This is a genomic window from Bacillus cereus group sp. RP37 (assembly GCF_040459695.1).
Classification (GTDB): Bacteria; Bacillota; Bacilli; order Bacillales; family Bacillaceae_G; genus Bacillus_A.
Genome location: NZ_JARVHP010000001.1, coordinates 4,293,240 through 4,309,802, shown reverse-complemented (window position 1 = coordinate 4,309,802; position 16,563 = coordinate 4,293,240). Strand labels below are relative to the sequence as shown.

Genomic DNA, 16,563 nt, shown 5'->3' with positions numbered 1-16,563 from the left:
AGGAGGGAATTATGCAAATGAAAAGTACTAAAAGGCATATTTCAATGGTTTCATTAGTTTTTCTAGTATTATTTTCAGTGCTAAATGTGTGGGCTCCAGTTATTCAAGCCGCTGTGATAAAAAATCCAGTGGACGAGATTAATATCTCCCGTACTGATGGTACAACGTCTGAACCATATCAAGCCTCAGATGGCATGAAAGTAGAAGTGAAGTGGTCAGCTAAAGAAAAAATAAAAAGTGGTGATCAATTCACAATTGATATGCCAAAAGAATTTAGAAAAGATCTTATGAATATGAGTTTTCCTTTAAAAGATGCTGAAGGAAAAACAGTTGGTACATGTGAGATGAAAAAGGGTCTATTGACATGTACTATGGGTGATTACGTAGAAGGAAAGAATAACATTAAAGGTTCTTTATTCGTAGAATTTTATTTTGGTCTAGAAGCATATGATGGTATTAAAAAAATCCCATTAGAATTTAACGTTGATGGTCAAATCGTAAATAAAGAAGTAAGTGTAAATAATACGACAGAGAGACCGAAGCCACAGCCCAATACAGATAATCTAATGAAATGGGGTTCTTATAATCAGGAAGATCCTTCAATTGCAGACTGGACGGTATATGTAAATGCAACTGGAACAGAAATGCAAGATCTTAAATTAACAGACACATTAGGACCTGGACATGAATTAATTACAGATAGCTTAGTATTAGAAGAGGCTGTGTTTGAAGATGGCTATGCAGCAACAAATATTAAGCCAGCAGATTTATCTAAAATTAAAATTAATGCAATGAAAACTGGATTTACAATTGAGTTTCCAGACAGTTCAAAAGGTTATATTTTAAGATATAAAACAAAGATTACTAATCCTGCTGCAAAGCCTCATAAAAATACTGTGAAATTAGAAGGTAAAAATATTGTAACTGAAGAAAAAGTTGGAGAAGTATTCGTAAGTGGTGGGGGAGGAACAGGTTCAGGTGACAATAATCCACCTAGCATTGAAAAAAATATAGTTGATGAGAAAGATAAACTTGTAGAGAATCAGCAGTTAACACAAATCGATCAAGCTATTCAATACCAAGTTGGTATACATATACCAAACGATCCTCCTAAATACACATCTATGGTAATTAGTGATGATTTAGAAGATGTTTTAGAAGTATTAGAGGCAAAAGTGTATGATCAAAATGGCCAAGATATTACTTCTAAAGGAACGTTAAATATAGATAAACAAAGAAGTGAAGTAACATTTACGTTTGGTGAGAATTTTGACTATAAGTCATATGAAGACCAGGTAATTAACTTGAATATTAAGGCGAAAATTAAAGCCAATGCAGATTTATCTTCATACGTAGATAAGAAGATTCCTAATAAAGCGGAATTACATTTTGATGATAAAACATTAACATCAAAAGAAGTAACTGTTACGCCGCCTGAAGCTCCAAAAGACGGTACAGTATCGATTCATAAAATAGATTCTGAGAATCCGAACAAGGGGTTAAAAGGTGCCGAATTTGAAGTTCGAAATAGTGCAAATGAAGTTGTTGCAAAACTGATAACGGACGAAAACGGCTTTTCAGTACCTCAAACTTTAGCTCCTGGGACGTATAAAATTTATGAAACAGTAGCGCCAGAAGGATATCAAAAATCAACAATTCCAGTAGAGGTTACACTTCAAGCTGGTGAAACAAAAGCCATTGAAGTCAAAAATACTTTGCAAAAGGGTCAAATTGAATTAAAGAAAATTGATTCGGAAAATGGTGAAAAACCATTAGCAAATGCAGAGTTTGATATAGTAAAAGACAGTGTAGTAGTTGAGCATATTGTTACAGATAAAGATGGTAAGGCAATCTCTAAACCGTTAGCGCCAGGGAAATATATGTTAAAAGAAACGAAAGCGCCTGAAGGATACCAATTAAAAGAAACAGAGTTCGAAGTAAATGTAACAGGGGACGGCATATTCCCAATAACAGTAAAAAATGCAATGACAGACAAAGGTAATGTAGAAATTACAAAGGTGGACAAAGAAAACGGTTCAGTATTAGCGGGTGTCGAATTTGAAGTTCAAGATGAGAAAGGTGAAGTAGTAAAAAAAGTAACGACGGATAAAGAAGGAATGGCAAACGTTTCAGATCTTTCAGTAGGAAAGTACAAATTAGTAGAGACGAAAAGCTTACCAGGTTACAAGAAACTAACAGAGCCAGTATCGTTTGAAATTACAAAAGGTATGACGAAAGTCCTATCATTGAAAGTAGAGAATGAACAGTTAGATAAAGGTTCAGTAGAAATTACAAAAGTAGATAAAGACAGCCAGAAAGCATTAAAAGGCGTAGTTTTCGAAGTACGAGATGAAAAAGATAAAGTAGTGAAAGAAGTAACAACAGATAAAGAAGGAAAAGCAAACGTTTCAGATCTTTCAGTAGGAAAGTACAAATTAGTAGAGGCGAAAAGCTTACCAGGTTATAAGAAACTAAAAGAACCAGTATCATTTGAAATTACAAAAGGTATGACGGAAGTCCTATCATTGAAAGTAGAGAATGAACAGTTAGATAAAGGTTCAGTAGAAATTACAAAAATAGATAAAGACAGCCAGAAAGCATTAAAAGGTGTAGTCTTCGAAGTACAAGATGAAAAAGATAAAGTAGTAAAAGAAGTAACAACAGATAAAGATGGAAAAGCAACAATTGCAGATTTATCAGTAGGAAAGTACAAATTAGTAGAAAAAGAAAGCTTACCAGGCTATAAGAAATTAACAGAGCCAGTATCGTTTGAAATTACAAAAGGCATGACCGAGATCTTATCATTAAAAATAGAAAATGAAATGGTAGATACGGGGAATGTAGAGATAACAAAGATAGACAAAGATAATAAAGCACCGCTAGCGGGAGTAACGTTCGTTGTCCAAGATGAAAAAGGTAACGAAGTTAAAAAAGTAACGACAGATAAAGAAGGAAAAGCAAATGTTGCAGATTTACCTGTAGGCAAGTATGAATTAGTAGAGATAGAAAGTTTACCAGGTTATAAAAAGCTAGAAAAACCAGTATCATTTGAAATTACAAAGGGCATGACCAAGATACTATCATTAAAAGTAGAAAATGAAATGATGGATACTGGAAATGTAGAGATAATAAAAATAGATAAAGATAGTAAAGCACCATTAAAAGATGTTGTATTTGAAGTACGTGATTCAAAAGGAAAAGTAGTAAGAAAAGTAACGACAGATAAAGAAGGAAAAGCAAACGTTTCAGAGTTATCTATTGGAAAGTATGAGTTGGTGGAAGTAGGAACACCAGCAGGATACAAACCACTTGAAAAGCCAATTTCATTCGAAATTGAAAAAGGCAGAGTAACAGCATTAAAGCTAACAGTCGAAAATGAATTAGTAGATACAGGAAATGTAGAAATTAAAAAAGTAGACAAAGAAAATAAAGATGCTTTAGCTGATGCAGTATTTGATGTTCAAGATGAAGCAGGACAAGTAGTCGCTAAAATAACGACAGATAAAAAAGGACAAGCACAAGTCACTAATTTATCAGTTGGCACATACAAGCTAGTAGAAGTGAAAGCACCAAAAGGATATAAGCAATTAGTAGATCCGATTACTTTCCAAATTGAAAAAGGTATGACAAAATCTCTTGCTTTAACAGTAGAAAATGAAATGTTAGATAAGGGTAACGTAGAAATTACAAAAGTAGATAAAGACAGTCAAAAAGCATTAGCAGGCGTAGTCTTCGAAGTACAAGATGAGCAAGGAAAAGTAGTAACGACAGTAACAACAGATAAAGAAGGAAAAGCAACAATTGCAGATTTATCTGTAGGAAAATACAAATTAGTAGAGAAAGAAAGCTTACCAGGTTACAAACAATTAACAGAACCAGTATCGTTTGAAATCAAAAAAGGTATGACGAAAGTTTTATCACTAAAAGTAGAGAACGAACTGTTAGATAAAGGAACAGTAGAGATTACAAAAGTGGATAAAGAAAGTGGCGCAGTATTAGCGGGCGTAACATTCGAAGTGCAAGATGAAAAGGATAAAGTAGTAACAAAAGTAACGACAGATAAAGAAGGAAAAGCAAACGTTTCAGATTTATCAGTAGGGAAATATAAGCTAGTAGAGGTAGAGAGCTTACCAGGATATAAAAAACTAGCGAAATCAGTATCGTTTGAAATTACAAAAGGTATGACAGAAATTTTATCACTAAAAGTAGAGAACGAATTAGTAGATAAAGGTTCAGTAGAAATTATAAAAGTAGACAAAGAAAGTGGCGCGTTATTAGAAGGCGTAACATTCGAAGTGCAAGATGAAAAAGGAAAAGTAGTAACGAAAGTAAAAACAGATAAAGAAGGAAAAGCGAAAATTTCAGATCTATCTGTAGGAAGTTACAAACTAGTAGAAGTAGAGAATTTACCAGGCTACAAAAAATTAACAGAGCCAGTATCATTCGAAATTAAAAAAGGTATGACAAAAGTCTTATCATTGAAAGTAGAGAATGAACAGTTAGACAAAGGCTCAGTAGAAATTACAAAAGTAGATAAAGATAGTCAAAAAGCATTAGCAGGCGTAGTCTTCGAAGTACAAGATGAGCAAGGCAAAGTAGTAACCGAAATAACGACAGATAAAGAAGGAAAAGTGAAAGTCTCAGACTTATCTGTAGGAAAATACAAATTAGTAGAGAAAGAAAGCTTACCAGGTTACAAACAATTAACAGAACCAATATCGTTTGAAATCAAAAAAGGTATGACAGAAGTTCTATCATTAAAAATAGAAAATGAAATGGTAGATACGGGAAATGTAGAAATCACAAAAATAGATAAAGATAATAAGGCACCATTAGCAGGTGTAGTCTTTGAAGTTCAAGACGAAAAAGGCAAAGTAGTAACGAAAGTAACGACAGATAAAGCTGGAAAAGCAACAGTTGCAGATTTATCAGTAGGAAAGTACAAGCTAGTAGAAGTAGAGAGCTTACCAGGTTACAAAAAGTTAACAGAACCAGTATCATTCGAAATCAAAAAAGGTATGACAAAATCTCTAGCGTTCACTGTAGAAAATGAAATGGTAGATACGGGGAATGTAGAAATCACAAAAATGGATGCTGAAAGTAAGAATGTATTATCAGGGGCAGTGTTTGAAGTTCATGACGAAAAAGGAAAAGTAGTAACGAAAGTAACAACAGATAAAGAAGGAAAAGCGAAAGTCTCAGACTTATCTGTAGGTCACTACACACTTGTAGAAGTAGAAGCACCAAAAGGTTATGAAAAATTAACTCATCCAATTCCATTTGAAATTACAAAGGGAATGATAAGTTCAGTTCAATTAGAAGTATTAAACAAATTGACTTCTTTAGCACCACCAGGCCCAGGGAAACCAGAAACAACGGATCCAGAAAAGCCTGAAACACCAAATCCAGAAAAACCGGAAACAACGGATCCAGAGAAGCCTGGGACACCAAATCCAGAAAAACCGGAAACAACGGATCCAGAGAAGCCTGGAACAACGAATCCAGAAAAACCGGAAACAACGGATCCAGAGAAGCCTGGAACACCAAATCTAGAAAAACCGGAAACAACGAAGCCAGAGAAGCCTGGAACACCAAATCCAGAAAAACCTGAAAAAGAATTACCGAAGACAGGAAAGAAAATGCCTGTGGAACCATATATGGGAGCATTTCTTGTAATGATGAGTTTTGGATTACTCGTATTAGGTAGAAAACAGCAGAGATAATAAAAGAGAAAAGGTATCCTTCAAGTATTGAAGTGCACCCCAATTGTTAGACACGGTCTAACAATTGGAGGTGCATTTTTTATTTTATTTGGCATAAAAAAAGCATCTAGCACAAGAACTCGATACCAATAAAAACAAAAAGGAAGACAAAGTGCGTCCTATTTTCTTAATGTGGTTATATCAAAAAAGTTAGCTATATATTTAATGTGAAAGTACAAGGTTAAAGGTCTTCGTAATATTTGGGTGAAAAAAGAGTTATCTATGTAATTAATTTGAGTACTTTAGAAAAGAGGTCTATTTCCTAAAGTATTCAAAGGATGATAGTCCAATAGCAGGTGGAGATGAAACTCGTTTTGGCACTGTATTAGCGCCTTAAAATGTAGATTGGGGAAAATAATGTAAAAAAACTATTGTATATTCAAAAACCTTATGTTACATTTGTGTTACAGAAGAGTTACAAATCGTAACTTATATTACGGTTTGTTTTCTTTTGTCTTTCGGTATGTTACGAATTAGAGTTCGTATCCAATCAACTGAGAATATATAAAATTGAAAAAGAGTTTTTCTATGTGTATAAGAGTGTGTGTAGTAAAGAGCCTGGTGAGAGCTTTACGCACATTATTAAAATTCCTTTCTGTCTTAAAAGAAGAAAACCAACTACCAACTATTTAGGAGTTTTAAATAATGATAGTAAATGAAATGTACTTCCTTTCCCACACACAATGTAGTACATATTTACTTTCAGTCTAATTACTACACAGACTTTTATACATATGACGTTATTGTTTTAGGAATACATAGGGGGAGAAACATTGAGGAAGTTATTAACGGTAATTGGGATTACATTTTTAATGTTAGCAGGATGTAGTAATGGAGATTTTGAAAAAGAAATAGATGCAGGGAAGACCGCGTTAACGAATAAAGAATATAAGAATGCTTTATCATCATTTGAACGAGCGCTGGATGAGAAAAAAGACGATTCAGATGCAATAGTGCTTGCAGAACAAACGAAAATCATGATGGAAGCAGTAAAGTTAAAAGAAGAAACAAAGATAGAAGAATCAATTCAGTCATTTGAAAAAGTAGAGAACATGAAGGATGGAAATACTACGCTTATAAAGCAGGCCAAGGAAGAACGAACAGCATTACTAGCCATTTTAGAACAAAAAAAGAAGTATAGCGAGCAACTGACGAAAAGTGAAGAGTTAATAAATAAGAAAAATTATGGAGAAGCGAAAGAGACATTAAATAAGCTAGTTTCAGAAACAAAAAATAACAAGAACCTTGAAGAGTATAATAAAAAAGCAGTAGGATTAGTTACGAAAATTAGTGAAGAAGAAAAAACTACAAAGAGTGAAACAGCAGCAAAGGCACAAAAAACTGATGCAGGAACGAACCAAAAGGTAGCAACAGAAAAGACTCAAAAAACAGAGGCAGAAAAAAATCAAAAGGTAGCGACAGAGAGTGATAAAAAGGTAGAAGCAGACAAGACTCAAAAAGTAGCGACAGAAAATAATAAAAAAGTAGAAGCAGACAAGACTCAAAAAGTGGCGACAGAAAATAATAAAAAGGTAGAAACAGGAAAGACTCAAGATACATTTACTTTTGAGAAAGCTAAAGCATATATTAAAAATGAATATAAAGAAGACTATGATTACACACTAGAGAACACGCAAGTAGAGAATGGAAAGAAATATTATCAAATTAGAGTGCGTACGACATATAAAATAGAAGGCGCAGCTGGACCAGGATTTACTGGCGTATTCAAAGTATTCGAAGATGGTACAATTATTGAAATGCACTAAATTGATGAAAAAGGTATCCTCAAAGTATATGAGGGTACCTTTTTTCCATAAAAAAAGCATCTAGCAAAAGTACTAGATGCAAATAAAAACACAAGGGAAGACAAAATTCTTCCCTTTTCCCGTAAGTAATTATATCAAAAAATTTATAAAAAACTAGCTTTATTTTTAATATAATTGATGTGTGAAGCTATGAAAGTATAAGATTACACTATTTTTGTAGTGTTTTATTGAAAAAAGGAGCTGCGTATATGATTAATTTTAAACCAGAAAATTTGAACCAACTATTAAAAGTGATGTTAATTAGTGCGAATCAGTCTTATGATGCGATTAAAGAGTATGAATGTACGGGAGAAGCAGTCGTATTCCGTGTAGACTTCGAGTATATTGACGTTTCTCTAATGATTGTAGATATGTTAGGAAGATCAGCTTCTCAATTTACCATTTTGCCATATGCCCGCCCTAATACGAATGAAATAGATTACATTCAGTTTCAAGTGTATTCGATTAATGAAGGGAATTTTAAAGAAATGATCGATATGATGTAAAAACTATAATTTTACAAATATGTATATACCAACTAATATATAATTAATAAATTTATATAATTGGAGTGATGAGATGCAGCCGTTAGAAAGAGAGATTCATGCTAATATGCTGAAAGTGTGGCGAATTCACGCTTTAATTGGGGCGGCGGTTATACTAGCAGTCGTAATTGCATATTTCTTTTTTATGATCAATTTTAATTGGTGGGGTTGGTTGTTTGGCTTGTTAGTAACAGGGGCTATTATATTTATCCCACTTGATTATTTTGTGTTTCCAAATTTACGTCAACGCTATTATAGTTACAGATTAAATGAAGATGAGATTGAGATTCAAAAGGGAATGTTCGTTGTAAAACGCGTGCTCATTCCGATGATTCGCGTGCAGCACGTAACGATTGAACAAGGACCGATTATGAGAAACTATAATTTAGCAGAATTACATATTTCAACAGCAGCAATTTCTCATAGTATTCCAGGCTTAACGAAAGAAGAAGCAGAACAGCTGAAAAGACAAATTGGAGAGCTTGCGAAAGTGAGTGATGAGGATGTATAAGAGGCAACATCCGATTACGATATTATTAGGTATTCGAATTGCGACTTTGTTGCCTTTTATTCTTCTTGTTTTATTTCGGTCAGATGGTCAAGTAAAACCTTGGTATATCTTTCATCTTGTTCTCTTGGCCTTATTATTTATTATGGCTATTTTCTCAGCTATAAAATGGTATTTCAAAGTGTACTGGGTTGAAAACAATATTTTACATATTAAACACGGCGTTTTTGTAAAGAAGGAAAGTTACTTAAATAAAGAACGTGTGCAAAATATTAGTACGTCTTCTAACCTTATTTATCAAGTGCTTGGACTGACGAAATTAAATATAGAAGTAGCGGGCGGCGGGACTGAGCCAGAAGTGATGTTGGCGGGTATTAGAGAAGAGGAAGCGAAGGAACTCATTGCCTTATTACATAAAGAAAGAAGTATTGTGAGTGAAGAGGTGCCTGAGGAAGAAGGAAGTAAGACGGTTTATCAGTTAACAGCGAAAGAAATTTTAGCAGCATCTATTACATCTGGTAGATTCGGGTTAGTATTTTCTGGACTTCTTCTTATTTACTCAGAGTTTAATCAATTTCTACCAGAATGGCTTATTAATAAAGTGGAAGCGTATGTGATGGATAACGGTGTATATGAATTAATCGTTATGGCTGCGATTTTAATGGCGATTTCGTGGGTCGTTTCAACAGGTGGCTATGCGTTAAAATATGCGAACTTTAAAATTGAGCGAAAAGGAAATGAAATTCGCATCGTGCAAGGGTTGTTTGATAAGAAAGAGTTTGTGTTAAAATTACACCGCATTCAAGCGATTACGGTGAAAGAGGGAATTCTCCGTCAGCCTTTCGGTTATTGCTCTGTTGAAGTAGAAGTCATTCAAAGTATAGAATCGGCTGGAAATGAAGTGATGTTACATCCTTTTATGAAAAAGAAAGATGTCCAGCAGCTACTTACGTATTTGCAGTTGCCGTATGAAATGGAAGAGGAAATCGTTCACTTACCGAAGGATGCATTGCGCCGTTACGTAATAATGGGCTGGATTACAAGTACGGTGCTTGCACTGCCGATCATCGGTGCGAGTATATATTTTAAACAAAATATTGCGTTGTTCACGCTAATACCACTATTTATCACATTTACGTTACTTGCATACGCTCGGTATAAAAGTGGTGGATATATGATACGAGAAAATCAGTTAGTCATGGTATACCGTGGCCTTGCGAAATATACAGGGATCATGCGAAGAAGGCATGTTCAAGCAGTAGGATATAGTCAGTCGCATTTTCAAAAGAAAGACGAGTTATGTACAGCTGCCGTATCAGTAGCGGGGCATAGATATAATGTGAAACATATGCGAAAAGAAGACGCGCTTCGTATATATAATTGGTATAAAGAAAAAGGAAACACCGGTGTGTAATGGTGTTTCCTTTTTTATGTCGTGATTTGTCGATAAGTCGATATATTGGAAAAATCGTTGATATATTCAAAGATACGATAGATATATTCAGAAAATCGTTAATATAATTTCACATACCGACAACGCCGAACTCCGAAACCTAAACTAACACATCAAAAGTAGTCACAAAAGACGGACGAGAGAAAATACTTTTTTGCCCTTCTGCATGTGGATGCGCTTGAGCTTGTCCCTCTGCTTGTGCAGGGCGTTTTTTATGAGCATTTTCAAATGAACGTGATTCTGTCCAGTCTTTAAAGTTTTGCTCTGTTTCCCACATCGTTAAGATGACATATGTATCGTTACTTAATGGGCGAAGAACGCGGATCGCTTGGAATCCTGGTTCGTTTTCGATAAGGCCTGCGCGGTTTTTAAAACGGTTTTCAAATACAGGGCGACCTTCGTCTGTTACAGAAATGTTGTTACAAACGATATAGCCAGGTTGTCCGTTAAATTCGCCAACAGCGTCTAGTACGTCATACTGAAGTGATCCTTCTACAGATTCTTCAGTATTTTCTTTATAAAACATATTCTTCTCATCATTTTTTGCAGTGAAATGTGCTTGTTCTAGAGGTGTTTCGTATGAAATAATAGCCTTCATTTTAATGCCCCCTTAATTGTTTGTTTCCATTATATCAACTCTCGTAAAAAACTTCGAAGATTATATACATAAAGATACTTCTTTTTCAAATAATAAATGTACCATCATTTGGAAAGAAGGCCGATGTATGAAGAAAGTAAAGTGGACTTTATTAGGTGGGTTAGCAACGATTGTATTAGCGATTGTACTCTATAAACTTATTGTGTTAGCTGGTGGCTATATGATGGATGAAAAGCAGCTCGTTTTCCACTCTTCATCACGTATCGTTGACCAGAAAGGGAAAGAAATTACGAAATTATATGTAGAAAATAGGGACATCGTACCAGTCGAGCAAATTCCAAAGCATGTACAGCAGTCGTTTATTGCGGTGGAAGATTCTCGTTTTTATGAGCATCAAGGAATTGATTACCCGTCTATATTCCGTGCTCTTTATAAAGATACATTAGCTGGAGAAAAAGTAGAGGGCGGTAGTACGATTACGCAGCAACTCGCTAAAAACGTCTTTTTAACTCGTGAAAAAACATTTACGCGCAAGTTAAAGGAAATCGCAATTTCCCTTCAATTAGAGCAAAAATATACGAAGCAACAAATTCTTGAAATGTATATGAATCATATTTATTTTGGTCATGGAGCTTATGGTATTCAAGCTGCAGCAAAGTTGTATTTTAATAAAAATGTAGAGGATTTAACAGTAGAAGAGGGGGCAATGCTTGCAGGCCTTCCGAAGTCGCCAAACGGATATTCACCGTATTTCTCTCCAGAGAAAAGTAAGGAGCGCCGTGATCTCGTATTGTCACTTATGCATAAACAAGGTTATTTGACTGCAGAAGAAAGCGTACGTTATCAAGGAAAGACGATTGCTCTTTACAAAAACTTAGATGAGAATGAGCTCGCATATATGCCGTATATTGATATGGTCATAGATGAAGCAGCTCGTTTATACGGGTTGTCTCATCAAGAGGTACTCCGAGGAGGATATACGTTTGTCGTACCGATGGATGAAAAAATTCAAAACGTAGCGTATAACCAGTTTCAAGATGCAAGGAATTTTCCTGGTAAAGAAGAGGGGGCGCAAGGTGCTTTTTTATTAATGGATAATCGTACGGGCGGAATTAAAGCTGCGATTGGCGGAAGAAAGTATGTCCCGAGAGGGTTTAATCGTGTTTTTGCAAAAAGACAGCCGGGATCTGTGCTAAAACCACTGATTGTCTATGCACCAGCACTCGAAACGAAAAAATATAATCCGTATTCTTTATTAACGAATGAAAAAACTTCTTTTGAAGGTTATGAACCTCGAAATTACAATCGTCAATATACGAAAGAAATGACGATGTACGATGCGATTTTAGAGTCAGCAAATGTACCGGCAGTTTCTTTATTAAATGAGTTAGGGGTAGAAGAAGGCAAGCAATATTTAGAGAAAGGCAATGTTCATATTGCTGATGCTGGTTTAAGTACAGCGCTTGGCGGATTGAAAAATGGTGTTTCAACATTTGACCTTGTGAAAATGTATCGTGCATTTTTAGCAAATGGCGCTATTATTGAGCCGCACGTTATAGAAAAGGTGTTAAATAGACACGGCGCAGTCATTGGAGAATCGCCAAAAGTAGAAACGAAAATTTTCTCGAAACAAACGGCATGGTATATGACGAAAATGTTAGAAGGAGTTGTGAAGGAAGGGACAGCGAAAGCAGGTATATATAACGGGGCGTTAGCTGGGAAAACGGGTACCACTTCCTTACCAGATGACGACAATGGAGCGAGAGATATGTGGTTCGTTGGCTATACGCCAAATTTAGTAGGTGCAGTTTGGATTGGTTATGACCGTACGGATAAAGAGCATCAGTTGCAAGGAGAAAGTGCGTCAGCAACGAAATTGTTTAAGAAAATTTTAACGAAGGCAAATGTAGAACAGAAAGAGCAGTTTATGAAACCAGAAGGTGTGGAAACAATCGGTGCTCCAATACGGTTGCGCAAGATTGAAGATGTGAAAATGAAATTAGCGTTTAGCCCTTTCGGTTTATTTAAAGTGAAATTAAGCTGGACACCACTTCCAGATGAAAGAATTATGTACCGAATTTATAGAGTAGAAAATGGTATTCATACGCATGTAGACACTGTAAACGGTGCTGGAGAATATGAAGAAAAGTTTGTTAACATCTTTTCAAAACCGAGTTTTTACGTTGTACCATATAACACACAAACGAACCGTGAGGGAGAAAAGTCAAAAGTAGCTAAACCATAGTTTTTCTCTGTGCTATAATAAGAATGTTGTGAAAATAGTAAGCGGTTTTACGAATGTTTGTGTCAATTTCATGAACAACGTACATAATGTTATGCATTTTGTTTTTACAAGCTGTATAGTAAAAAAAGATAAATATCGGAATAGAACGTATTTAGAGCAAAAGCATTGGCAAGGAAGGGAGCAAGGGTCTTGGTAAGAACTATAAATGAGACATTTTTAAAAGCATGTAGGGGGGAACGTACCGATTATGTACCAGCATGGTATATGCGTCAAGCAGGTCGTTCACAGCCGGAATATAGAAAGATAAAAGAAAAGTATTCTTTATTTGAAATTACACACAATCCAGAGCTATGTGCTTACGTTACAAAGTTGCCAGTTGATCAATATAACGTAGACGCAGCAATTCTGTATAAAGATATTATGTCACCACTACCTGCAATTGGTGTGGATGTAGAAATTAAATCAGGTATTGGCCCAGTTATTGATAATCCAATCCGTTCTTTACAAGACGTAGAAAAACTAGGGGAAATCAATCCAGAAGATGATGTGCCGTACATATTAGATACGATTCGTTTATTAACGACTGAAATGTTAGACGTACCGTTAATCGGTTTTTCAGGAGCTCCATTTACGTTAGCAAGCTATATGATTGAAGGCGGTCCGTCTCGTAACTATCATAATACGAAAGCGTTCATGTATGCAGAGCCGAAAGCTTGGTTCGCATTAATGGATAAGCTAGCAGATATGGTTATTACATATTTAAAAGCGCAAATTAACGCAGGAGCAAAAGCAGTTCAAATTTTCGATTCTTGGGTTGGCACAGTGAATGTAGCAGATTACCGCATATTTATTAAACCAGCGATGGAGCGTATTTTTGCAGAAGTTCGTACGATGGGTGTTCCAATGATTATGCACGGCGTAGGAGCTGCGCACTTAGTGAATGAATGGCATGACTTACCTCTTGATGTTGTAGGTTTAGACTGGCGTTTACCGATTGAAGAAGCACGTGCACGCGGTGTTCATAAGGCGGTACAAGGAAATATGGATCCTTCATTCTTACTAGCACCTTGGTCTGTTATTGAAGAACATGTAAAAGCTATTTTAGATCAAGGGATGAAAGAGCCAGGTTATATCTTTAACTTAGGTCACGGTGTATTCCCAGAGGTAAATCCAGATACATTAAAACAATTAACTACATTTATTCATGAATACTCTAAAGAACAGTTAGCGAAGTAAAGGAGAATAGCTGTATGAAAAAGAAAATTGGTTTGCTTGTAATGGCATACGGAACGCCATATAAAGAAGAAGATATTGAACGTTACTATACACATATTCGTAGAGGAAGAAAGCCAAGTCCTGAAATGCTAGAAGATTTAACAGAGCGTTACCGTGCAATTGGTGGCATTTCTCCTTTAGCTACTATTACATTAGAGCAAGCTAAAAAGTTAGAACAGCGTTTAAATGAAGTACAAGATGAAGTAGAGTACCATATGTATCTTGGTTTAAAACATATCGAACCTTTCATTGAAGATGCAGTGAAGGATATGCATAACGACGGTATACAAGATGCAATCGCACTTGTTCTTGCGCCGCACTATTCTACATTTAGCGTGAAATCGTATGTAGGACGAGCACAAGAAGAAGCTGAGAAACTTGGAAACTTAACAATTCACGGCATTGATAGCTGGTATAAAGAACCGAAATTCATCCAGTACTGGGTTGATGCAGTGAAAGGTATATATAACGGTATGTCAGACGCAGAGCGTGAAAAAGCAGTATTAATCGTATCTGCTCATAGCTTACCAGAGAAAATTATTGCAATGGGCGATCCATATCCAGATCAATTAAATGAAACAGCGGATTATATTGCAAGAGGTGCTGGAGTAGCGAACTATGCAGTAGGTTGGCAAAGTGCAGGAAACACGCCAGATCCTTGGATTGGTCCAGATGTACAAGATTTAACGAGAGAACTAAATGAAAAGTATGGATACAGTTCATTCGTATACGCACCAGTTGGATTTGTTGCGGAGCATTTAGAAGTTTTATATGACAATGACTTTGAGTGTAAAGTTGTGACAGATGAAATTGGCGCGAAATATTATCGTCCAGAAATGCCGAATGCATCGGACGCATTTATTGATTGCTTAACAGATGTTGTATTAAAGAAAAAAGAATCTGTAATGTAAGAAGAAAGGGGGAGCCTGCTTGAGGAAAAAAGTTGTAATTATCGGCGGTGGCATCACAGGATTAACAACAATGTATCACTTACAAAAAGATATTCGTGACAAGAACTTGCCGATTGATACATTACTTATAGAAGCATCGGGTAAACTTGGCGGGAAAATTCAAACCGTTCGAAAAGATGGATTTACAATTGAACGCGGACCGGATTCTTTCTTAGCACGAAAAGAAAGTGCAGCTAGATTAGCGAAAGAATTAGGTCTTGGCGATGAACTTGTAAATAATAAGGCCGGTCAATCATTTATCCTCGTAAACAATCGGTTACATAAAATGCCGAGCGGATCAATGATGGGAATTCCAACGCAAATTACGCCGTTTCTATTTTCCAGGCTGTTCTCCCCAATTGGTAAGATAAGAGCTGGTTTTGATCTGTTAATGCCGCGATCAAAGCCAGTATCTGACCAATCACTCGGGCATTTTTTCAGACATCGCCTCGGCAACGAAGTGGTTGAAAATTTAATCGAACCATTACTATCGGGTATTTATGCAGGGGATATCGATGAAATGAGCTTAATGTCAACATTCCCACAAATGTATCAAATTGAGCAGAAACATCGCAGTATTTCACTCGGTATGCGTACGCTCGCTCCGAAAAAAGAGACATCTGAACCGAAAAAGGGAATCTTCCAAACAGTGAAAACAGGTTTAGAATCTATAGTAGAATCTCTCGAAGCGAAGATACATGAAGGTACGATAATAAAGGGAACTCGCATTGAAAAAGTTGCAAAACTTGGTGATGGCTATACGATTATTCTTAGTAACGGAAAAGAAATAGAAGTGGACGCGGTCGTAGTTGCGACGCCGCATAAAGTATTGCCATCTATGTTCGCGCAGTACAAGCAGTTCCGTTTCTTCCGTAACATTCCTTCTACATCAGTTGCAAATGTGGCAATGGCTTTTCCGAAATCAGCCATTCAGCGTGATATCGATGGTACAGGATTTGTCGTATCAAGAAATAGTGATTACACAATTACAGCATGCACGTGGACACATAAAAAATGGCCACATACAACGCCAGAAGGAAAAACGCTTCTTCGTTGTTACGTTGGACGACCTGGTGATGAAGCGGTTGTAGAACAAACAGAAGAGGAACTCGTTCAGCTTGTGCTAGAAGACTTACGAAAGACGATGGATATTACAGAGGATCCAGAGTTTACAGTCGTAAGCCGCTGGAAAGAAGCGATGCCCCAATATACAGTAGGCCATAACGAGCGAATGAAGAAACTCACAACATTTATGGAGAAAGAGTTGCCAGGTATATACTTGGCAGGTAGTTCTTACGCTGGTTCTGGTCTTCCGGACTGTATTGATCAAGGTGAGAAAGCCGCAAAGCGTGTACTATCTCATTTGGAGAAAGTAATAGAGACTGAATTAATCGCACAATAAAGTGAAACGCCTTCAATCAT

Annotated in this window: 10 protein-coding genes; 9 read left to right on the top strand and 1 reads right to left on the bottom strand. The window is 36.1% G+C overall.

Annotated features, from left to right (window positions below; translation table 11 throughout):
* Positions 1-11: 11 nt before the first annotated feature.
* From QCI44_RS22720 to QCI44_RS22700, 5 genes are all read left to right on the top strand, one after another.
* Positions 12-5,723 (top strand): SpaA isopeptide-forming pilin-related protein, encoded by a 5,712-nt coding sequence (locus tag QCI44_RS22720; protein WP_098986628.1) that lies wholly within the window; start codon positions 12-14, stop codon positions 5,721-5,723.
* A gap of 812 nt (positions 5,724-6,535) precedes the next feature.
* Entirely contained in the window at positions 6,536-7,528 is a 993-nt protein-coding gene (locus QCI44_RS22715; RefSeq protein WP_016133853.1) for a hypothetical protein, read from the top strand.
* 248 nt (positions 7,529-7,776) lie between these two features.
* A complete protein-coding gene (locus tag QCI44_RS22710) occupies positions 7,777-8,073 on the top strand; it encodes a protoporphyrinogen oxidase (RefSeq protein WP_098986629.1) in 297 nt (98 codons plus the stop codon).
* Positions 8,074-8,146: 73 nt separating this feature from the next.
* The gene (locus tag QCI44_RS22705; protein WP_098986630.1) at positions 8,147-8,623 is read left to right on the top strand and encodes a PH domain-containing protein; all 477 of its coding nucleotides are present in this window, start codon (positions 8,147-8,149) and stop codon (positions 8,621-8,623) included.
* The gene (locus tag QCI44_RS22700) at positions 8,616-10,034 is read left to right on the top strand and encodes a PH domain-containing protein (protein WP_353811449.1); all 1,419 of its coding nucleotides are present in this window, start codon (positions 8,616-8,618) and stop codon (positions 10,032-10,034) included. The genes QCI44_RS22705 and QCI44_RS22700 overlap by 8 nt, the downstream gene beginning before the upstream one ends.
* Positions 10,035-10,173: 139 nt before the next feature.
* On the opposite strand, the gene hmoB is transcribed toward QCI44_RS22700, so the two are convergent.
* Positions 10,174-10,671 carry a heme-degrading monooxygenase HmoB gene (hmoB, locus tag QCI44_RS22695; protein WP_016133857.1) on the bottom strand — a complete coding sequence of 166 codons (498 nt, stop codon included), beginning with the start codon at positions 10,669-10,671 and terminating at the stop codon, positions 10,174-10,176.
* Between the two features lie 127 nt (positions 10,672-10,798).
* On the opposite strand from hmoB, the gene QCI44_RS22690 reads away from it, so the two are divergent.
* The 4 genes from QCI44_RS22690 to hemY all read left to right on the top strand — a co-directional run bounded on the left by QCI44_RS22690 (position 10,799) and on the right by hemY (position 16,543).
* The gene (locus tag QCI44_RS22690; RefSeq protein WP_016133858.1) at positions 10,799-12,916 is read left to right on the top strand and encodes a transglycosylase domain-containing protein; all 2,118 of its coding nucleotides are present in this window, start codon (positions 10,799-10,801) and stop codon (positions 12,914-12,916) included.
* Between the two features lie 189 nt (positions 12,917-13,105).
* On the top strand, positions 13,106-14,152 hold the full coding sequence (gene hemE, locus QCI44_RS22685; protein WP_000252602.1) for a uroporphyrinogen decarboxylase: 1,047 nt from the start codon (positions 13,106-13,108) through the stop codon (positions 14,150-14,152).
* Between the two features lie 14 nt (positions 14,153-14,166).
* Positions 14,167-15,102 carry a ferrochelatase gene (hemH, locus tag QCI44_RS22680; protein WP_088083422.1) on the top strand — a complete coding sequence of 312 codons (936 nt, stop codon included), beginning with the start codon at positions 14,167-14,169 and terminating at the stop codon, positions 15,100-15,102.
* Between the two features lie 19 nt (positions 15,103-15,121).
* The gene (gene hemY, locus QCI44_RS22675; protein WP_016133860.1) at positions 15,122-16,543 is read left to right on the top strand and encodes a protoporphyrinogen oxidase; all 1,422 of its coding nucleotides are present in this window, start codon (positions 15,122-15,124) and stop codon (positions 16,541-16,543) included.
* Positions 16,544-16,563: the final 20 nt, after the last annotated feature.